The organism is Agrobacterium sp. CNPSo 2736 (assembly GCF_004005385.1).
In the GTDB taxonomy this organism is placed as follows: Bacteria; Pseudomonadota; Alphaproteobacteria; order Rhizobiales; family Rhizobiaceae; genus Agrobacterium; species Agrobacterium leguminum.
The window spans coordinates 284,157-303,275 of sequence record NZ_RZTX01000003.1 but is presented as its reverse complement, the minus strand read 5'-3'; the positions used below and the strand labels follow the sequence as shown (position 1 = coordinate 303,275).

Below are 19,119 nucleotides of genomic sequence, written 5' to 3'. Positions count from 1 at the left end.
TAAATCAGCGCGGCGCGGAGAGGATCAGGGAGGGAACATGGCTCAACAACTCGTGTCTGCCATCGGCGTCATGGTAGCGGGCGTTTTTGCCTGCGCTGCCTATTACTGGCTATCCGACAAGGCGCTGCAGGTGATCTTTCCCGTCCGATCGGGAGATGTCATTCACGCATCCCGCAATCTAAACCGCCGCGCCGCCGTCCGGCCCTGGCTGTTCATCGGCCCGGCGCTGATCCTTCTGCTGGTCTACCTGGTCTATCCCGTCATCGCCACGCTGATCCTGTCCTTTTATGATCGCACAGGCAGCGAATTCGTCGGCCTCGCCAATTATCGCTGGGCGTTTTTCGACGCGGGTTTCCGCCAGTCGATCTTCAACAACATCCTCTGGCTCGCCGTCGTGCCGGCCGCCTGCACCTTCTTCGGCCTCGTCATTGCCGTCATGACCGACCGCATCTGGTGGGGCAACATCGCCAAATCCATCGTCTTCATGCCGATGGCGATTTCTTTCGTTGGCGCATCGGTCATCTGGAAGTTCATCTATGAGTATCGCGCCGAAGGTCAGGTACAGATCGGCCTCCTGAACGCCATCGTCGAGTTTTTCGGCGGCAGCCCGGAGGTGTGGATTTCCATGCCCTTCTGGAACAATTTCTTCCTGATGGTCATCCTCATCTGGATCCAGACCGGTTTCGCAATGGTCATCCTGTCCGCAGCACTGCGCGGCATTCCGGAAGAAACCATCGAGGCGGCTGTCATCGATGGTGCCAATGGCTGGCAGATCTTCTGGAAGATCATGGTGCCGCAAATCTGGGGCACCATCGCCGTGGTCTGGACGACGATCACCATTCTCGTGCTCAAGGTCTTCGATATCGTGCTGACCATGACCAATGGCCAGTGGAATACCATGGTTCTCGCCAATCTCATGTTCGACTGGATGTTCCGCGGTGGCGGCGACAGCGGCCGAAGTGCTGTTATAGCGCTCATCATCATGGCGGCCGTCACCCCGATCATGGTCTGGAATATCCGCCAGGCGAACCGCGAGATGGAGGGCCGCTGAGATGAATATCGTCAAACGCCTGCGCCGCGTCGGCCTGCCGCGCCTCATCGTCCATGCCAGTGTTCTCGTCGTCGTGCTTCTCTGGCTCTTGCCCACGCTCGGCATTCTCGTCAGCTCGCTGCGCGACAAGGACCAGATTACCGTGTCGGGCTGGTGGACGGCCTTCTCCAGCTCCGAACAGACCTCGGCAGTGCGCCTCGCCGATGCTTCCGTGCAGAAGCAGGACGGAAGCCGCTATGTGATATCAGGCAATGTTTTTGAAAATGGTGCCGGCGGAAAAGTCTCCGCCTTCGGCGTGCGCGTTCAGGAACCGAGAGCATTCAACGCCGGCGAACCGGCCGATATCGGCGATGGCGAAACCCTGCTCGTCAATACGGACGGCACTTACGAATATAGCAAGGCTTCGAGCTTCGAGGGCGCGCGCGGCAAGCGCGTCTATATTTCCGTCGCGACGCCGCCCGTCTTCACGCTCGACAATTACCGCACGGTTCTGACCTCGGAAGGCATCGGCCAGTCCTTCGTCAACTCACTCACCGTGGCCGTGCCGGCAACCGTCATCCCCATCCTCATTGCGGCCTTCGCCGCCTATGCGCTGTCATGGATGAGCTTTTCCGGCCGCAATCTGCTGATTGCCATGGTTGTGGGCCTGATCGTCGTGCCGTTGCAGATGTCGCTGATCCCGCTGCTGCGGCTCTATAATGAAATCGGCACCATCTTCGGTGTGCCGTCCAAGACCTATGCCGGCATCTGGCTGGCGCACACCGCCTTCGGCCTGCCGCTCGCCATCTATCTGCTGCGCAATTATATTTCCGGCCTGCCGAAAGAGATCATCGAAAGCGCCCGCGTGGATGGTGCCAGCGATTTTGAAATCTTCGTCAAGATCATCCTGCCGCTCTCCTTCCCGGCGCTTGCCTCCTTCGCCATCTTCCAGTTCCTGTGGACCTGGAACGACCTGCTCGTCGCCATGGTGTTCCTCGGCACGCAGAAGGACGAACTGGTGTTGACCGGTGCGCTCAACGCGCTGCTCGGTTCGCGCGGCGGCAATTGGGAAATCCTCACCGCCTCGGCCTTCGTCACCATCGTCGTGCCGCTCTGCGTCTTCTTTGCTCTTCAACGTTATCTCGTGCGTGGCCTGCTCGCAGGCTCCGTCAAGGGAGGCTGATCATTCCATGAACGCCCATACCAGACAGGACACTTCCATGACCGCTTCGGTGACTTCCGCTTTGACGCCCAACAAGGACTGGTGGCGCGGCGCTGTTATCTATCAGATCTACCCGCGCTCCTATCAGGACTCCAATGGCGACGGCATTGGCGACCTCAAGGGCATCACCGACCGGCTGGCGCATATTGCCGGCCTCGGTGCCGATGCGATCTGGATTTCACCCTTCTTCACCTCGCCGATGAAGGATTTCGGTTACGACGTCTCGAATTATGTCGATGTCGATCCGATGTTCGGCACGCTTGCCGATTTCGACGGGCTGATTGCGGAGGCCCATCGCCTTGGCATCCGCGTCATGATCGATCTCGTCATGTCGCACACCTCGGACCAGCATCCGTGGTTCGTGGAAAGCCGCGCCAGCCGCAACAATCCGAAATCGGACTGGTACGTCTGGTCGGACAGCAAGCCGGACGGCACACCGCCCAATAACTGGCTGTCGATCTTCGGCGGTTCCGCCTGGCAGTGGGATCCGACCCGCATGCAATATTACATGCACAACTTCCTGACCCAGCAGCCGGACCTCAACCTGCATAACCCTGAAGTGCAGGAAGAACTGCTGAACATCACCCGTTTCTGGCTGAAGCGCGGCGTCGATGGTTTCCGCCTCGACACCATCAACTTCTATTTCCATGACCTTGAGCTGCGCGATAACCCGGCGCTCGCGCCGGAGCGCCGCAATGCCTCCACGGCACCTGCGGTCAATCCCTATAACTTCCAGGAACATCTCTACGACAAGAACCGCCCGGAAAACATCGCCTTCCTGAAGCGCTTCCGCGCGGTGCTGGACGAGTTTCCAGACATCGCCGCTGTCGGCGAAGTCGGCGATAGCCAGCGCGGCCTCGAAATCGTCGGTGAATATACTTCCGGCGACGACAAGATGCAGATGTGCTATGCCTTCGAATTCCTGGCACCCGATGCGCTGACCCCGCAGCGCGTCGCCGATGTGCAGGCGGATTTTGCGAGAGCCGCACCGGAAGGCTGGGCCTGCTGGGCTTTCTCCAACCATGATGTCGTGCGCCATGTCAGCCGCTGGGGCGAGCATGTCGAGGATAAGGACGCTTTCGCCAAGGTTCTTTCGGCGCTGCTGATGACGCAGCGCGGCTCCGTCTGCATCTATGAGGGCGAAGAACTCGGCCTCACCGAGGCCGATATCGCGTTCGAGGATTTGCAGGATCCATACGGCATCCAGTTCTGGCCGGAATTCAAGGGCCGCGACGGTTGCCGCACGCCGATGGTGTGGGATGCCGGCCACGCACAAGCCGGTTTCTCGACAGCCGACAAGACATGGCTGCCCATTCCGGCCGAGCACAAGCAGCGCGCCGTCAGCGCCCAGCAGGGCAATGAAGCTTCGGTGCTGGAACATTACCGCCGCTTCCTCGCTTTCCGCAGGCAGCACCCGGCCTTCGCAAAGGGCGGTATCGAATTCCAGCCGGTGCAGGGTGAGGTGCTGAGCTATACCCGCAAGCTGGGTAACGAAACCGTGCTTTGCCTCTTCAACTTGTCCGCAACGCCGGCAAAGACCACGCTGCCGGACGGGAACTGGGAGGTTCTCGAAGGCCACGGCTTTGCAAGCGGCCTTGAAGGCAGAAGCGTAGAACTTCCGGCATGGGGCGCTTTCTTCGCCCGTTACGCCTGACAGAATAGGGAGGAACACCCATGACAAGTCTCGTTCTCAAGGATATCCGCAAATCATACGGGCAGGTGAAGGTCCTGCACGGCATCGATCTTCAGATCGAACAGGGCGAATTCATCGTTTTCGTCGGTCCCTCGGGATGCGGAAAATCGACGCTTCTGCGCATGATCGCCGGTCTGGAGGAAATCACCGGCGGCGAGATGTTCATTGATGGCCAGCTCGTCAATGAAATCCCGCCCTCGCGCCGGGGCATCGCCATGGTGTTCCAGTCCTATGCGCTTTATCCGCATATGACTGTCTATGACAACATGGCCTTCGGCATGAAGATCGCGAAAGAGAACAAACAGGAGATCGACCGCCGCGTTCGTGCCGCTGCCGAAATCCTGCAACTGACGCAATATCTGGAGCGGCTGCCCAAGGCGCTCTCCGGCGGCCAGCGCCAGCGCGTCGCCATCGGCCGCGCCATTTGCCGCAATCCGAAAGTCTTCCTGTTCGATGAGCCCTTGTCGAACCTCGATGCGGCGCTGCGTGTCGCCACCCGCATCGAGATCGCCAAGCTCAACGAGCAGATGGCCGATACGACGATGATCTACGTCACCCACGACCAGGTGGAGGCGATGACGCTGGCGGATCGTATCGTCGTTTTGAATGCCGGTCGTGTGGAGCAGGTGGGTGCGCCGCTCGAACTTTACGAAAGGCCGGCCAATCTTTTCGTGGCGCGCTTCATCGGCTCGCCCGCCATGAACATCATCGCTGCAAAAATTACGGGAACCGGTGAGAGGACCTCCATCGAACTTGCCGGCGGTAAAACGCTCGCCGTTTATGTTCCCACGCCCGCAACCGAAAAGGGCGAGGCGGCAAGCTTTGGCGTCCGGCCGGAAGATCTGAGCATCGTCACCGGGGACGATTATCTTTTCGAGGGAAAAGTCGCGATCGTCGAAGCGCTCGGCGAAGTGACGCTGCTTTATCTCGAAGCGCCCAAGGGGCAGGAGCCGATCATCGTCAAGGTGCCGGGCATTGTTTCCGTCGGCAAGGGCGAAACCCTGCGTTTTGCGGCACCGCAGGAAAAGCTTCATCTCTTCGACGCCGAGGGCAAGACCTATCGCAGCTAACTGCCGTCGATACCGAGACCGTGCCCCGGAACCTCCTCGTTCCGGGGTTTTTGCTGACCTTTTTGCCGCTGTGGAAAAATGTCGGAAATGTCCCGCTTCCGGTCTGTTTAAGCCTGCGCTGATATGAATTGTTAAAGACTATGACCTAGTCTCAATCCATTGATCGAGCATGGGAGTCTGGGCGTGCAGAGCGGTACGGGTGTCATCAGGAACCATTACCTGAGCAAGGAAGAATCCTTCATGTATGACCGCGAAAGCCGGTTCCGCATGGAAGATACCATGAACGCCGCACGCATCGAATATACCGAAAAGGCCGTGATGCACATGGCGGCGCGGCGCTGCGATGTCATCCGCATCTCCCAGACCGAAGCGGTGCTGGCGCTGCTGACGAAATATAACCTGCCCAACCAGTTCTATCTCGATATTCCCGACGCCCGGATCACCAAGATCGGCTGCGTGATGTTGCGCGTCAACGCCAACAATACCATCCACGTCCGCTTCCTGCGCATGCTGACGCAGAAGGAACTGGACCGCATTTTCGTGTTCAGCACGCATCCGGCGCATAGGGACCGGAAGCTCGATATCCGGTCGTTCTGAAAATCGGATGATCGGCGAGGGACTTAAGAAAGCCCACCCAGAACCGTCTGCTTCAGCTTCACATCCGGCACCTCGGTGAACGCAAGGTCGCTGCGGCCGAAATAGGATTTCTGGTTGGTGGCTGACCAGTCGTTGCAGACCAGCTTGTAGCGCTCTTTGTTTTCCGGCTTTTCCGGCATGGCGTAGAGATAGTCGCCGGTGCGCGCGGTGAGCGGAATGTCGCCATCCTGATTGCAGCGCTTGAGGATTTGGGCGAGAGCCTCGCCATCCACTTCCGCCACCATCAGCCTGCCGTCGAAACGCAGCGAGGCGTTGAAATCGTAGCGGCGAATATCGCCCTGCGGCAGGCCCGCGCCGAAGGAGGTGTGGCCGATGAAGCCGACATCCGCACCGGTTTTTGCGGCGATGAGCTGCGCCACGCGACGGCCCGCCTCATCGACGGTCATCGCGTTGGCGGATTTGCCGACGATGGCCCGTTCTTCGGCCGTGAGGTGCTTTTCGAGCGTCTGCTCGATCAGGGTCTTGAGAGCCGGTGAGCTGGGAGCGCTGCGATCGATTGTGACGGTCTCGATGGCAGCAGCCTTGCCGGGAGCCGTAATCGTCGCCACCGTCATGGAGGTGCACCATGAACCGGTATGGACATAGCGGGTGGCGCCCTGTTCATGCACGAAGTTCAGATGGTCATGGCCACCGACCAAGAGGGTGCCATCCGGCAGGAGCGGCAGTATATCGCGGTCGGCGACGACGCCGGCATGGCTGAGAACGATGTTGATCGCATCCGGTTTGACGATATCGGGAAGGTTGGCCTTGGCCCATTCGACCGGCTGCGGAATGTCCAGCATTTCGCGCGTGGCCTTGGGATAGGTGTTGATCGCATTGGTGGCGAGACCTGCCAGAACGACCTTCCGCCCGCCGACGCTTACTTCGGCGCTGGCGGCGGCATAGGGCTTGCCGCTGCGCTTGTCGATGATATTGGAAAGCACCGTGATGCCGAGCGCCTGCGCGCGACTGACGAAATTGGCGAGATCGTTGTCGATATCAGGCTCATGATTGCCGATATTGACGACGGTGGGGGCGAGCTTTGCGAGCGCCGCCAGGAAGGTCCATTCAATCTCGCCGGCCGAACGTGCGGCCACCGCATTGCCGATTTCGAACAAGTCGCCGTTCAGCAAGATGATATGGGGCGCCCTGTCGGCGGCGATGCGCGTTTCGATGGCCGCTAGAAGCTGGCCGATGCGCTCATAGGCCGAATGCAGGTCGGAGATGACGATTGCACGCAGCGCCACGTCCTGCGCCATAGCCGGCGTTGCCGCCGCCATCAGCGGCAGCAGGGCGGTGCCGGCCATGAGCTTCAGCACATCGCGGCGTTTGCTTGAGAATATCGTCATGTCAGGCCCCATCATCCGAAACTGCGCCGCCGTCCCGCGGCCGGCTGAGAAGGCCCTAAAGGGCGATCATCACAGCCGCATGACAAGTCTGACGTTTAAGACATGGGAAATAAAGCGGTTTCTGCGCCAGCTCTCGGCTATGAGGGGTGCACTCAGGCGATGCCGCAAAGTGGGGTTGAAAGGCGAAAGCCGCATCCGGCCTTCGCCTTTCAAAAATCAATGGAACAGGACGCTGGCGCCCTGATCGGCCGGACCGGCATTGCGGCGGAAGGGGGCGAACAATTCGCGGCCCATGCCCCATTCATTGCCGGAAAGATCGGCGCGCGCCGGTTCGCGTTTCGCCAGTTCGGCGGCGGAAACCAGCACTTCCAGCGTTCCCGAGATAGCATCGAGGCGGATGATGTCGCCATCGCGGATGAGCGAGATCGGGCCACAATCGGAAGCCTCCGGCGTGACGTGGATAGCGGCGGGCACCTTGCCTGATGCGCCGGACATTCGCCCATCTGTCACCAGCGCCACCTTAAAGCCGCGATCCTGCAAAACGCCGAGCGGCGGCGTCAGGCGGTGCAGTTCCGGCATGCCATTGGCCTTCGGCCCCTGGAAGCGGACGACGGCGATGAAGTCACGGTTGAGCTTGCCGTCCTTGAACGCGTCCTGAAGCTCCTGCTGATCATGAAACACGATTGCCGGCGCTTCGATGATGTGGCGTTCCGGCTTGACGGCGGAAATCTTGATAACCGATTTGCCGAGATTGCCGGTCAGCATCTTCAGACCACCGGTCGGCTGGAACGGGGTCTCGATGCTGGAAAGCACCTTCGGGTCGTGGCTCTGCTCGGGGGAGGGCTGGCGGACAACCGCGCCCTTCTCGTCAAGCTTGGCATCCACGGTATAAGCCTCGAGGCCCTGGCCGAAGACGGTGCGCACATCGTCATGCACGAAGCCCTGCTTCAAAAGCTGCTTGATGAGGAAGCCCATGCCGCCGGCGGCGTGGAAATGGTTCACATCGGCAAGACCGTTGGGATAAACGCGGGCGAGCAGCGGCACGATGTCGGAGAGATCGGAAATATCCTGCCAGGTGAGGATGATGCCAGCCGCACGCGCCATGGCGATCAGATGCATGGTGTGGTTGGTGGAACCACCCGTTGCATGCAGACCGACGACGCCGTTGACGACGGATCTCTCGTCGATCATCTCGCCCGCCGGGGTGAACTCGTTGCCCTGTGCCGTAATCGCCAGCGCGCGCTTGGCAGCTTCACGCGTCAGCGCATCGCGCAGCGGCGTGCCGGGATTGATGAAGGAGGAACCGGGCATATGGAAGCCCATGATCTCCATCAGCATCTGGTTGGAGTTCGCCGTGCCGTAGAAGGTGCAGGTGCCGGGACCGTGATAGGATTTCGATTCCGCTTCCAGAAGCTCGGCGCGGCCGACCTTGCCTTCGGCATAAAGCTGGCGGATGCGCGACTTCTCGTCATTCGGCAGGCCTGATGTCATCGGACCGGCGGGAACGAAGACGGCGGGCAGATGGCCGAAGGCGAGGGCCGCGATGACGAGGCCGGGCACGATCTTATCGCAGACACCGAGATAGACGGCGGCGTCGAACATGTTGTGCGACAGGCCGATGCCGGCAGCCATGGCGATGGCATCGCGGGAAAACAGCGAAAGCTCCATACCCGGCTGGCCTTGCGTCACGCCGTCGCACATGGCGGGAACCGCGCCCGCCACCTGCGCTATGCCGCCCGCTTCCTTGGCCGCATCGCGGATGATCGCGGGAAAGGTTTCATAGGGCTGGTGCGCCGAGAGCATGTCGTTATAGGCGGTGATGATGCCGAGATTGGGAACCCGGTCGCCGGCAAGGATGTCCTTGTCGGCGGGGGAACAGACGGCAAATCCATGCGCAAGATTGCCGCAGGAAAGCACGGAACGGTGAACGCCTTTTGAGACCTGCAGCCGCAACCGCTCGAGATAGGTCTCGCGGTAGGGCTTGGAACGTTCGACGATGCGGGCGGTGATGGCCTGAATGCGGGAATCGGCGGACATGGGCGTTCATCCTGTTCGTTGGTCGGCAACCGGCGTTCCGGGAGGTGAACGGCCGGTTGTCGTGTTTCTGTCTTCATGTCTTCGGGGCGCTTGTCGCCGGGCCGCAATCGCGGCGGTGGCGTTTGGCTTATGGCGCCCAGTATATATCCACGGGCGTTTCTGCCCGGTTCAGCACGGCGCGGATCGGCATTTCATCCTCATCCTCGCCCGATTGTGCCTTCTCCAGCGTCGCCTTCTTGGCCGCACCTTCGATATGCAGCACCAGAAACTCGGCATCGTGCAGGCTGGAGAAGTTGAAGGTCAACCGCTCCTCTCCCGCATTCTCCGCCGCCATGGTCAAAACGCCGCGCGGTTCATCGAGGTCCAGCGCTTCGTAAAGATTGTCTCCACCGGGGAAGAACGATGCCGTGTGGCCATCCGTTCCCATGCCGAGAATGACGACATCGAAGGGATCGCAGATCGCCTCGGTCTTGACGGTCGCAAGCGTCGCCGCATCCTCCGGCGAGGCCGCCGGCTGGAACAGCGGCACGAAATAAGCCGACTTCGCCTTGTCCTGCAAAAGGTTCTCGGCAACGAGGCGGTGGTTCGAACGGTCGCTTTCCGGCGGCACGAAACGCTCGTCCACCAGCGTCACGCTAATATTGGGCCAGTCGAGATCGTGTTTCGAAAGCGCCTGAAAGAACAGCTTGGGCGTCGAACCGCCGGAGACGGCAATGCTTGCCGCACCGCGGTCCTTCGTTGCCGCATCAAGGCGTTTGGCGACCTCCGCCGAAAGAGCGGTTGCCAGTTCGGCGGCGGTGTCGAAGACGTGGATCGTTTCGCTCATCGCCGGGCCCTCAATCGGCATCGTGCCAGGTGCGGCCATCGCGCTCGATCAGCGCGATAGAACCGCTCGGACCCCAGGTGCCGGCGGTATAACCCTGCACGCCTTGTCCCAGATCTTCCCAGCTCTTGAGAATGGGGTCGATCCAGTCCCATGCGGCCTCGACCTCGTCGCGGCGCATGAACAGCGTCTGGTTGGAGCGGATCGTATCCATCAACAGCCGCTCATAGGCATCGGGGCTGCGCACGTTGAAGGCTTCGGCAAAGCTCATGTCCAGCGAGACCTGACGCAGGCGCATGCCGCCCGGGCCGGGGTCCTTGATGAGCAGAGACTGCTTGACGCCTTCATCCGGCTGCAGGCGAATGACCAGCTTGTTGGCTTCGATCTTGCCGGCCGCATCGTCGAAGATCGAATGCGGGATCTGCTTGAAGGTGACAACGATTTCCGAAACGCGGGTCGCGAGGCGTTTTCCCGTGCGGATGTAGAAGGGAACGCCGGCCCAGCGCCAGTTGGCGATTTCAGCCTTGATGGCGACGAAGGTTTCGGTGTTGGAAACGCCGCCTTCCAGCTCTTCCAGATAGCCCTTGACCGGGCCACCGGCGGAAGCGCCGGCGCGATACTGGCCGCGAACCGTCTGCTTTTCCACATTGCTGGTGTCGATCGGCTTCAGCGAGCGCAGAACCTTGAGCTTTTCGTCACGCACGGCTTCCGCATTCATGGATGCCGGCGGCTCCATGGCGACAAGGCAAAGCAGCTGCAGGATATGGTTCTGAACCATGTCGCGCAGCGCACCGGCCTTGTCGTAATAACCTGCGCGGCCCTCGAGACCGACCGCTTCGGCAACGGTGATCTGCACATGGTCGATATGGGCGGAATTCCACAGCGGCTCATAAAGCGCGTTGGCGAAACGCAGCGCCATCAGGTTCTGCACCGTCTCTTTGCCGAGATAGTGGTCGATGCGGAAGATCTGCTCTTCCTTGAAGACGTGGCCGATGGTGTCGTTCAGTTCCTGTGCGGAAGCGAGATCGCGGCCAATCGGCTTTTCAACGACGATGCGGGTCGAGCGGGTGATGAGCTTGTGCTCGCGGATCTTGTCGGCGATATCGCCGAAAATGCCGGGCGCGACGGCCAGATAGAAGGCGCGGACGCGCTCCTTGCCCTCGTCCAGCAGCTTCTTCAGCACGTCCCAGCCATTATTGCCCTTGGCATCGACTGGCACGTAGAAAAGCCTGTTCAGGAAGATGGCGACCTGCGCGTCGTCATATTCGCCGGCCTTCAGGTGCTCCTTCAGCGCGTCCTGCGCGAATTTGCGATATTCCTCGTGGGTCATGACCGAGCGCGACGCACCGATGATGCGGGTCGGCTCCGTGAACTGGCCTTCGACCTGCCGGTGATAAAGGGCCGGCAGAAGCTTGCGCTCGGCAAGATCGCCCGTGCCGCCGAAAACGACACAATCAAAAGGTTCAACAGGAATGATCTGACTGCTCATATCGATTCTCTCGATCTTCAAAGGTTGGGGCATCAATAATCTAATCGATTTAAAAATGCCAGACTCAGTTATGTGAAATTATGAATTTTGCTTCCGGCAACTCGTCCGCCGCCGGCAACAGACTGTAAACATTGGCCTAAAACCTGTCTCGCAACGCGTACCAGGAGAGCGCGAGGAAAAGCAGCGGCGCGCGCAGCGACGCCCCGCCGGGGAAAGAGGGCACCTTCAGCTGGGCGAAGGGCGCCAGCATGTCTTTTTTGCCGAGAACGAGATCGGCATAGAGCTTGCCGCAATAATTCGACAGCATCACCCCATGGCCGGAATAACCGCCGATGGAGGTGACGCCGGGCATGACCTCGCGCACGAAGACTTTGCGCGGCAGGGTAATGCCGACGGAGCCGCCCCAGGAATGGGTAATCTCTATATCTTTCAGCGCAGGATAGATTTCCGCGATCTGCCGGCGGATGTGGCTGGAAATATCGCGCGGCGCATCGGCCGTATAGGCTTCCCGCCCGCCGAACAGCAGCCGGTTATCGGCCGTCTTGCGGAAATAGCGCACCACGAACCGCGAATCCGCCACGGCCTCCCGGTCGGGAATGATGTCGGGAAACGCATCCAGCGGCACGGTTGCGCCGATGAAGGAACGGATCGGCATGATATGGGCGGCCGTCACCGGTTCCAGATTGCCGATATAGGCATTGGTCGCGATCAGAACCCGCGGCGCGGTGATCGTACCGAAAGGCGTTTCGATGATGGTCTTGCCGCCCACTTGCCGGATGGATTTCGCAGGCGTCATTTCATAAATGCCGGCACCCGCCGCTTTCGCCGCCTTCGCCAGCCCGACCAGCAGCTTCAGCGGATGGATATGGCCGGTGCCGGTATCGCGCGTGCCGCCGAAATAATGGGTGGAGCCGACGCGTTTGCGTGCTTCTGCGCGTTCCATGTAGGAAATATGCGGATAGCCATAACGGTTGTTCATCGCATCGACACTGCGGCGATAATCGTCCTCGTAAGCGGCTTTATGCGCCACATAGAGCTGCCCGGGAAGATATTCCATGTCGATGCCGCGGCTGACGGCGAAGCCGCGCAGGTAGTTTTTGGCGTCCTCGGCAATGTCGAACAGCAGCTTCGATTGCTCGAAACCGATCTCTTCTTCCATCTCGTCGGGGAAAGAACGCTGGCCGGTGCCGAATTGCCCACCGTTGCGGCCGGAAGCGCCATCGCCGAAACGATGCGCTTCGATGAGGGCGACGGAGACGCCGTTTTCGGCGAGGTTACAGGCGGCCTGAAGGCCGGTATAACCGCCGCCGATAATCGCGACGTCCACCTCTTTCGAGCCGTCGAGAGCGGGATAGTCCGGCCGCTCGCCAACGGTTGCCTGATACCAGGAAATTCCGGGCGCAATCGGGCTTTGCCATGTCATGCTCGGGGTTCCTCACACGTTGAGAAGCAGGAATTCCCGCTCCCAGGGGCTGATGACCTGCATGAAGGTCTCGAACTCCCCGCGTTTCAGACCGGCATAGAGGCCCACGAATTCATGGCCGAACACCCGATCGAACTGCTCTTCGCCTTCCAGCAGCGCCACGGCTTCCAGAAGACCGCGCGGCAGTTCGATGGAGCCTTCATTGGCCGTATCGGCGGTGGGTTCGGTTGGCTCGATATTGTTGACGATGCCGAGCCAGCCGCAGCCGAGCGAGGCGGCAAGCGCCAGATAGGGATTGGCGTCCGAACTCGGCAGGCGGTTTTCGACACGCCGCGCCTGCGGGCCGGAAATCGGCACGCGGAAGGCAGTCGTGCGGTTGTCGTAACCCCAGGCATTGTTGACCGGGCAGGCCATGTCGGGCGTCAGGCGGCGATAGGAGTTCACATAGGGCGCCAGCATGACAAGCGCGTTCGGAACATAACGCTGCATGCCGCCCACGAAGGAGAAGAATTCCTTCGAAGGGCTGCCATCGGCATTGGAGAAGATATTGCGGCCGCTGTCGATCTCCACCACCGACTGGTGGATGTGCATGGCCGAACCCGGCTGGCCCTGCATGGGCTTGGCCATGAAGGTGGCGTAGATGCCGTGCTTCAGCGCCGCTTCGCGGATGGTGCGCTTGAACAGGAACACCTGGTCGGCAAGCTCGATCGGATCGCCGTGGCGGAGGTTGATCTCAAGCTGCGCCGGGCCTTCCTCATGGATCAGCGTATCGATCTCGAGGCCCTGCTTTTCGGAGAAATGGTAGATGTCGTCGATCAGCTCGTCGAATTCGTTGATGCCGGCGATGGAATAGCTCTGCCCGCCGACGATGGAGCGGCCGGACCGGCCCTTCGGCGGATGCAGCGGATAATCCGGGTCGTCATTCATGGCGACGAGGTAGAATTCGATCTCAGGTGCGACGACCGGCTTCCAGCCCTTTTCGGTATAGAGCGAAAGCACATTCTTCAGCACGTTGCGCGGCGTGTAGGGCACGAAATTGCCTTCCGCATCCACCACGTCGCAGATCACCTGCGCGGTCGGGTCGGTTTCCCACGGCACGACGGAGAGCGTGGAAAGATCGGGCACGAGCTTCAGGTCGCTGTCGCGCGGTTCGTAGCGGAAATTGGCAGTCTCGTCGGGATATTCGCCGGAGATTGTATGGCGGTAGAGCGCGGATGGCAGGGCCAGCGAGGTGTCGCCCGTGAACTTCGCCGTCGGCATCATCTTGCCGCGCGGAACCCCGGCAAGGTCGGGCGTGATGCATTCTATGTCTTCGATCCCGCGCGCCCTCAGCCATTGGGCGGCTTCGCGCCAGGAGGAAACGCCACGGGTGGAGGAAAGGTCGAGGGGAGGGGTCTTCTTTGCCATGGTTGCCTGTTTCTTCGGGCGGAGCATGGTTTTCTTGGCGGGCATGTATCACCGGGTCTGTGTTTCGACTGGCGCCATCATAACCGTAGTTTGGCAATTGGCGAGGGGGAAAGCGCCATTGACAAGCGGCGGCACTTCGAAAAGAGGAAAGGAAACGGATCGGATGGAATGATGACAGAGAAATGTGACGTGCTGATTTTGGGGGCGGGCGCCGCCGGCATGATGTGCGCCATCCGCGCCGGCCAGCGCGGCCGCTCCGTCGTCATTCTCGACCATGCGAAAGCGCCGGGCGAAAAGATCCGCATCTCCGGCGGCGGCCGCTGCAACTTCACCAATATCCACGCCGGGCCAAAGAATTATCTCTCCGCCAATCCGCATTTCGCCAAATCCGCGCTCGCCCGTTATACGCCGCGCGATTTCATCGCCCTTGTCGAAAAACACCGCATCGCCTGGCACGAAAAGACGCTCGGCCAGCTCTTTTGCGATGACAGCGCCAAGGACATCATCCGCATGCTGCTTGGCGAAATGCAGGCGGTGAATGCGAAGCTGCGGCTGGAAACGTCCGTCTCGGCCGTCACCCATGATGGCGCCCGTTTCCGCGTCACGACATCCGGCGGCGTCATCGAGGCGGAAAGCCTCATCGTGGCGACGGGCGGCAAGTCGATCCCGAAAATGGGCGCGACCGGTTTCGCCTACCAGATCGCCGAACAATTCGGCCTCAAGCTCATCGAGACTCGTCCGGGCCTCGTGCCGCTGACGCTCGATCCCGCCTTGCTGGAAAAGCTGAGCCCGCTCGCCGGCGTCGCGGTTCCGGCCGAGGTTTTCCATGGCAAGGCCTCGTTTGAGGAAGCGCTGCTCTTCACGCATCGAGGTTTAAGCGGCCCTTCCATCCTGCAAATCTCATCCTACTGGCGCGAGGGGGACGTGGTTCGCCTGAAGCTCGAGCCGCATCGCGATATAGCCGCGTTGCTGAAGCAGGCGAAGCAGAAGAACGGCCGCCAGTCGCCCCAGACGGCTCTGTCGGAAATCCTGCCAAAACGGCTGGCCCAGCACGTCGTCGAACAATCCGGCCTCACCGGCCATCTGGCGGATATGTCCGACAAGGCGCTGGCGAAGCTGGCGGGCGAGGTGCAGGACTGGCAGATCAAGCCCGCCGGGTCCGAAGGCTATCGCACGGCGGAAGTCACGCTCGGCGGCGTGGACACGACCGGTCTCGATTCCCGCAGCATGGCGGCGAAATCCGTACCCGGCCTCTATTTCATCGGTGAATGTGTTGATGTGACCGGTTGGCTCGGCGGTTATAATTTCCAGTGGGCATGGGCCTCCGGGCAAGCGGCGGGTGAATTCGCGTGAGACCACGCCCGTTAATGCCTTGTTAATGGGCGTGGAGTCATCCTGACCAAATGCCAGCAAAGCCGGATCGCTCAATGATCCCGCTGCACATGATGTCCTGCTGGAGGCCCTCAACAGGGCATGGGTCGGTTGAGTTTTTCGTCAGGAACCCGCGCATGAACAGATCTGCACATCGCCGCCCTCGCGCCATTGCCATCGCCCGCACTGACAACGAGAGCCGTCAACTGGCTTTTCGCCTGAGCCTCATCGCAGCCGGTGCTCTGGCAGCTCTGATCGCTCTGTTTCACTGATCCGCGGCTCTTTGCCTTCATCCGGCTTATAAGCGCGCTGAAAAGCCGCCACGGCCGAGATGCCTCGGCCATATCGGCATAAAATTTCTCTTCTTGTAGAATGGCTTCGCGCCGTGTGCGCGGCTGCTGGTTTTCGATGATAGTCCGGGCTGCAAAAATCGCGTGCATGTCGCTCTCCTTCTAATGCGGAGGGCCATGATGCGCGCCGTTTTTTGATTTATCTGCGCAAGAAAATGCGCTACGTTTTTCACCCATGAAAAACGTCACCTGGGATTCCTATCAGCTTTTCCTCGATGTGTCACGCAGCGGCGGCCTGACGGGTGCTGCCGCATTGACGGGTTTGAGCCCGGCCACCATCGGGCGGCGCATGGTCGAGCTGGAGGAGCGTATCGGCAAGGCGCTGTTCCAGCGCAGCCAGACGGGATACGCCCTGACCGCAGACGGCCGTACGCTGTTCGACCGGCTTCAGGCGATGGAGAGTGCGGCAAGGGACATCGAGGGATGGCAGAAGGCGTCGTCGGCCTCGTCTGTCGTGCGCATTGCCGTCGGCACCTGGAACGCCTGGCTGCTAACCGGGAATTTCTCCGCCATCTGCACCGACCGCGATGATTTCCGCATCGATCTTTTCATTGCCGAACAGAGGGCGTCTCTGGCCCATCGCGAAAACGACATCGGCATCCGCGCTTTCGAGCCGCAGGAAAAGAACCTTGCCGCCATCAAGACAGGGGAGGTGGCCTATGCGCCCTACAGGCTGCGCAACGCCGCTACTTCCGTTGCTGATCGGTGGCTGGCGGTGGCGGAGGAAAACGCCATTTCAACCTATCTACGCTGGCCGCACGAAAATCGTAACAACGGGATCGTGGTAACGGTGAACCGGCCGACGGCGCTTCTCGATCTGGTGCTGGCCGGGGCGGGGGTGGCGGTGCTTCCCTGTTTTGTGGGCGATGCCGATGCGCGGCTCGCTCGGGAAGGCGAAGAGCTGGAGAGCCTTCGCCACAATCAATGGATCGTCATGAACAATGACGATCGCCACCGCCGTGATATCAGGACGGTGGCGGATCGGATGACCCGTCTGATCAAGAGCCATTCCGATCTATATGCCGGGCGCAAAAGCCGCCCCGCATAGGTGAAATTACCCTTAGTTGCATAAATAGCTTTAAATAATTTATAGTTGCGTGTGCGTCAAAATATCCCTAGGTTGCTTTTTGTAAGTTTAACCCCTTTAGGTTGAGGTCGCCATGATAATTTCAGCATCATATGTAAATGCGATGTCCGCAGCAGGAACGCCGGAAGAAGCAGCAAAGCTCTTTTATGCAGCAGTCAGCAAGGGTCTCGCGGCAGTCGTTGCCGATGCTCTTTCGCAATCTGTCACGGCAATTGCGCCGGCAGCCGAAGGCACCAAGATCGCAGGCTGGGAAAAGCTCGTTGGGGGTGTGGCGATGCATCTCGCGTGGGAATCGCCGGCCGTTCTGAACCCGATTCCCCTTACGCAGCTTGCCTGCTTCGCTCCCTATGCGCCTCAACTCCAGGGCAACGTCGAGGCGATGGGCGTCAATGTAAGCATAGGTGTTTCCGTGTCGGCGAGCTTCTGAGGCGGCCACGTCCGACGTTTGCATTGAAGACCGGAGCATCGTTATGATGTTCCGGTCTTTCGTTTCAGGCGGCGTCACGCCCCTGCGCGACGATGACGGGGATAAGCAGATCCCCCCAGTTGCCGCCGCCGCCATGGTGGCGGGCCGAGCGGACCAGCTCGACGGAAACACCGGCCTCGACGGCTTTCATGACGGCCTGGTTGAGGCGGTGCAGATCGTTGGCCAGCATGCGGATGGCGGCCTGCTGATCCTGCGTCATGGCGGAGGATTGTTCCTCGGCGCGTTCCTTGACGTGGGTCTTGATGGGGTTATGGGCATTCATGGCATTTCTCCTCTCATTATTGGTTGGGGTTCTTGATCCGGTTTGCAAGCCCTTCCCGTCACCGGGAAGGGCAGTTTTTCGATTTTATTCGGCCGCCGGGCGGAACTGGTCGTGCTCGGTGGATTCCTTCATGGCTGTCGTGGACGACGTGCCGCCCGAGATCGCCAGAGACACGGCGTCGAAATAGCCGGTGCCGACTTCGCGCTGGTGCTTGGTGGCGGTGTAACCATTGGCCTCGGCCGCGAATTCCGCTTCCTGAAGCTCGGAATAGGCCGCCATCTGCCGGTCCTTGTAACCGCGTGCCAGTTCGAACATGCCGAAATTCAGCTGGTGGAAACCGGCGAGCGTAATGAACTGGAATTTGTAGCCCATCGCGCCCAGCTCGCGCTGGAACTTGGCAATCGTCGCGTCGTCGAGGTTCTTTTTCCAGTTGAACGACGGCGAGCAATTGTAAGCGAGCTTCTTGCCCGGATGCACCTTATGCACCCCTTCCGCAAACCTGCGCGCCTGCTCGAGATCGGGCTTTGATGTCTCGCACCAGATCAGGTCGCAATAGGGCGCATAGGCAACGGCGCGGGCGATGCAGGGCTCAAGACCGTTCTTGACCTGATAGAAGCCCTCAACGGTGCGGCCGGCATCGTAATCCACGAAGGGCTGGTCGCGCTCGTCGATGTCGGAGGTCAGAAGCTTGGCGGCTTCCGCATCCGTGCGGGCGATAACCAGCGTCGGTACACCCATGACGTCAGCCGCAAGCCGTGCCGCTGTCAGGTTGCGGATATGCGCCGCCGTCGGGATCAGAACCTTGCCGCCGAGATGGCCGCATTTTTTTTCCGATGCCAGCTGGTCTTCATAGTGAACACCCGCAGCACCTGCCTCGATAAAGGCCTTCATGATTTCGAAGGCGTTGAGCGGCCCGCCGAAACCGGCCTCCGCATCAGCGACGATCGGTGCGAACCAGGTGTCGACCGAAAGGCCCTTGCCTTCCGCCGTCTCGATCTGGTCGGCGCGCTGCAGGGTGCGGTTGATGCGCTTTGCGAGTTCCGGTGCGGCATTGGCCGGATAAAGCGACTGGTCCGGATACATGGCCGACGCCGTGTTGGCATCCGCCGCAACCTGCCAGCCGGACAGATAGATCGCCTTCAGCCCGGCGCGAACCATCTGCATGGCCTGGTTACCGGAGAGCGCGCCGAGCGCATTGACGAAATTCTCCTCGTTGATCAGCTTCCACAGCCGGTTCGCGCCCATTTCGGCCAGCGAATGGCGGATTTCGACGGAGCCGCGCAGCCGCTCCACGTCGGCAGCGGTGTAGGTGCGCTCGATGCCATCGAAACGTCCCTGCGCAGCACCCGGAACAAGTTTGTAAAAATCCGTCATACTTCTCTC

General features: G+C 60.5%; 17 protein-coding genes. 8 read left to right on the top strand and 9 right to left on the bottom strand.

The genetic code is table 11. The features are described 5' to 3' along the window. Positions 1 to 37 precede the first annotated feature (37 nt). From EM858_RS07820 to EM858_RS07800, 5 genes are all read left to right on the top strand, one after another. On the top strand, positions 38 to 1,051 hold the full coding sequence (locus EM858_RS07820; protein ID WP_046800613.1) for a sugar ABC transporter permease: 1,014 nt from the start codon (positions 38 to 40) through the stop codon (positions 1,049 to 1,051). A 1-nt stretch (position 1,052) separates the two neighbouring features. Beyond that, entirely contained in the window at positions 1,053 to 2,213 is a 1,161-nt protein-coding gene (locus tag EM858_RS07815) for a carbohydrate ABC transporter permease (protein WP_127756355.1), read from the top strand. 37 nt (positions 2,214 to 2,250) lie between these two features. Next, positions 2,251 to 3,906: an alpha-glucosidase family protein gene (locus EM858_RS07810; protein WP_127756354.1), complete on the top strand. Its 1,656-nt coding sequence runs from the start codon at positions 2,251 to 2,253 to the stop codon at positions 3,904 to 3,906. 20 nt (positions 3,907 to 3,926) lie between these two features. Beyond that, a complete protein-coding gene (ugpC, locus tag EM858_RS07805) occupies positions 3,927 to 5,015 on the top strand; it encodes a sn-glycerol-3-phosphate ABC transporter ATP-binding protein UgpC (RefSeq protein ID WP_127756353.1) in 1,089 nt (362 codons plus the stop codon). A 240-nt stretch (positions 5,016 to 5,255) separates the two neighbouring features. After that, the gene (locus tag EM858_RS07800) at positions 5,256 to 5,612 is read left to right on the top strand and encodes a hypothetical protein (protein ID WP_035236048.1); all 357 of its coding nucleotides are present in this window, start codon (positions 5,256 to 5,258) and stop codon (positions 5,610 to 5,612) included. Between the two features lie 23 nt (positions 5,613 to 5,635). Here EM858_RS07800 and EM858_RS07795 read toward each other — a convergent pair whose 3' ends face one another. The 6 genes from EM858_RS07795 to EM858_RS07770 form a co-directional block, all read right to left on the bottom strand. Then, on the bottom strand, positions 5,636 to 7,000 hold the full coding sequence (locus EM858_RS07795) for a metallophosphoesterase (protein WP_127756352.1): 1,365 nt from the start codon (positions 6,998 to 7,000) through the stop codon (positions 5,636 to 5,638). A gap of 216 nt (positions 7,001 to 7,216) precedes the next feature. Further along, a complete protein-coding gene (gene edd / locus EM858_RS07790) occupies positions 7,217 to 9,037 on the bottom strand; it encodes a phosphogluconate dehydratase (protein ID WP_080817812.1) in 1,821 nt (606 codons plus the stop codon). Positions 9,038 to 9,164: 127 nt separating this feature from the next. Further along, a complete protein-coding gene (gene pgl, locus EM858_RS07785) occupies positions 9,165 to 9,863 on the bottom strand; it encodes a 6-phosphogluconolactonase (RefSeq protein ID WP_020812896.1) in 699 nt (232 codons plus the stop codon). 10 nt (positions 9,864 to 9,873) lie between these two features. Beyond that, the gene (gene zwf / locus EM858_RS07780; protein ID WP_035260679.1) at positions 9,874 to 11,349 is read right to left on the bottom strand and encodes a glucose-6-phosphate dehydrogenase; all 1,476 of its coding nucleotides are present in this window, start codon (positions 11,347 to 11,349) and stop codon (positions 9,874 to 9,876) included. Positions 11,350 to 11,485: 136 nt separating this feature from the next. Further along, on the bottom strand, positions 11,486 to 12,772 hold the full coding sequence (locus EM858_RS07775) for an FAD-binding oxidoreductase (RefSeq protein ID WP_080817811.1): 1,287 nt from the start codon (positions 12,770 to 12,772) through the stop codon (positions 11,486 to 11,488). Positions 12,773 to 12,784: 12 nt separating this feature from the next. Beyond that, on the bottom strand, positions 12,785 to 14,224 hold the full coding sequence (locus EM858_RS07770; protein WP_080817810.1) for a glutamine synthetase family protein: 1,440 nt from the start codon (positions 14,222 to 14,224) through the stop codon (positions 12,785 to 12,787). A gap of 123 nt (positions 14,225 to 14,347) precedes the next feature. Here EM858_RS07770 and EM858_RS07765 point away from each other — a divergent pair, with 123 nt between their 5' ends. Further along, positions 14,348 to 15,532 carry an NAD(P)/FAD-dependent oxidoreductase gene (locus EM858_RS07765; RefSeq protein ID WP_127756351.1) on the top strand — a complete coding sequence of 395 codons (1,185 nt, stop codon included), beginning with the start codon at positions 14,348 to 14,350 and terminating at the stop codon, positions 15,530 to 15,532. Positions 15,533 to 15,642: 110 nt separating this feature from the next. Here the strand turns inward: EM858_RS07765 and EM858_RS07760 are convergent, their stop codons facing one another. Further along, positions 15,643 to 15,990, bottom strand: a complete 348-nt coding sequence (locus EM858_RS07760) for a hypothetical protein (protein WP_127756350.1) — start codon at positions 15,988 to 15,990, stop codon at positions 15,643 to 15,645. A gap of 85 nt (positions 15,991 to 16,075) precedes the next feature. Here EM858_RS07760 and EM858_RS07755 point away from each other — a divergent pair, with 85 nt between their 5' ends. Then, positions 16,076 to 16,948: a LysR family transcriptional regulator gene (locus tag EM858_RS07755; protein ID WP_127756349.1), complete on the top strand. Its 873-nt coding sequence runs from the start codon at positions 16,076 to 16,078 to the stop codon at positions 16,946 to 16,948. 142 nt (positions 16,949 to 17,090) lie between these two features. Continuing rightward, positions 17,091 to 17,414, top strand: coding sequence for a hypothetical protein (locus EM858_RS07750; RefSeq protein WP_127756348.1), 324 nt, complete (start codon positions 17,091 to 17,093; stop codon positions 17,412 to 17,414). Positions 17,415 to 17,478: 64 nt separating this feature from the next. On the opposite strand, the gene EM858_RS07745 is transcribed toward EM858_RS07750, so the two are convergent. Together EM858_RS07745 and aceA are read right to left on the bottom strand one after the other, a co-directional pair. Then, on the bottom strand, positions 17,479 to 17,736 hold the full coding sequence (locus EM858_RS07745; RefSeq protein ID WP_004432604.1) for a hypothetical protein: 258 nt from the start codon (positions 17,734 to 17,736) through the stop codon (positions 17,479 to 17,481). Between the two features lie 84 nt (positions 17,737 to 17,820). Then, on the bottom strand, positions 17,821 to 19,110 hold the full coding sequence (gene aceA / locus EM858_RS07740) for an isocitrate lyase (protein WP_127756347.1): 1,290 nt from the start codon (positions 19,108 to 19,110) through the stop codon (positions 17,821 to 17,823). Between the last annotated feature and the right edge of the window lie 9 nt (positions 19,111 to 19,119).

Excerpts from the sequence above, each read along its gene's own strand:
- EM858_RS07820 (WP_046800613.1), top strand. The coding sequence starts at position 38 with ATGGCTCAACAACTCGTGTCTGCCATCGGCGTCATGGTAGCGGGCGTT.
- EM858_RS07815 (WP_127756355.1), top strand. The coding sequence starts at position 1,053 with ATGAATATCGTCAAACGCCTGCGCCGCGTCGGCCTGCCGCGCCTCATC.
- EM858_RS07810 (WP_127756354.1), top strand. The coding sequence starts at position 2,251 with ATGACCGCTTCGGTGACTTCCGCTTTGACGCCCAACAAGGACTGGTGG.
- ugpC (WP_127756353.1), top strand. The coding sequence starts at position 3,927 with ATGACAAGTCTCGTTCTCAAGGATATCCGCAAATCATACGGGCAGGTG.
- EM858_RS07800 (WP_035236048.1), top strand. The coding sequence starts at position 5,256 with ATGTATGACCGCGAAAGCCGGTTCCGCATGGAAGATACCATGAACGCC.
- EM858_RS07795 (WP_127756352.1), bottom strand. The coding sequence starts at position 7,000 with ATGACGATATTCTCAAGCAAACGCCGCGATGTGCTGAAGCTCATGGCC.
- edd (WP_080817812.1), bottom strand. The coding sequence starts at position 9,037 with ATGTCCGCCGATTCCCGCATTCAGGCCATCACCGCCCGCATCGTCGAA.
- pgl (WP_020812896.1), bottom strand. The coding sequence starts at position 9,863 with ATGAGCGAAACGATCCACGTCTTCGACACCGCCGCCGAACTGGCAACC.
- zwf (WP_035260679.1), bottom strand. The coding sequence starts at position 11,349 with ATGAGCAGTCAGATCATTCCTGTTGAACCTTTTGATTGTGTCGTTTTC.
- EM858_RS07775 (WP_080817811.1), bottom strand. The coding sequence starts at position 12,772 with ATGACATGGCAAAGCCCGATTGCGCCCGGAATTTCCTGGTATCAGGCA.
- EM858_RS07770 (WP_080817810.1), bottom strand. The coding sequence starts at position 14,224 with ATGCCCGCCAAGAAAACCATGCTCCGCCCGAAGAAACAGGCAACCATG.
- EM858_RS07765 (WP_127756351.1), top strand. The coding sequence starts at position 14,348 with ATGATGACAGAGAAATGTGACGTGCTGATTTTGGGGGCGGGCGCCGCC.
- EM858_RS07760 (WP_127756350.1), bottom strand. The coding sequence starts at position 15,990 with ATGCACGCGATTTTTGCAGCCCGGACTATCATCGAAAACCAGCAGCCG.
- EM858_RS07755 (WP_127756349.1), top strand. The coding sequence starts at position 16,076 with ATGAAAAACGTCACCTGGGATTCCTATCAGCTTTTCCTCGATGTGTCA.
- EM858_RS07750 (WP_127756348.1), top strand. The coding sequence starts at position 17,091 with ATGTCCGCAGCAGGAACGCCGGAAGAAGCAGCAAAGCTCTTTTATGCA.
- EM858_RS07745 (WP_004432604.1), bottom strand. The coding sequence starts at position 17,736 with ATGAATGCCCATAACCCCATCAAGACCCACGTCAAGGAACGCGCCGAG.
- aceA (WP_127756347.1), bottom strand. The coding sequence starts at position 19,110 with ATGACGGATTTTTACAAACTTGTTCCGGGTGCTGCGCAGGGACGTTTC.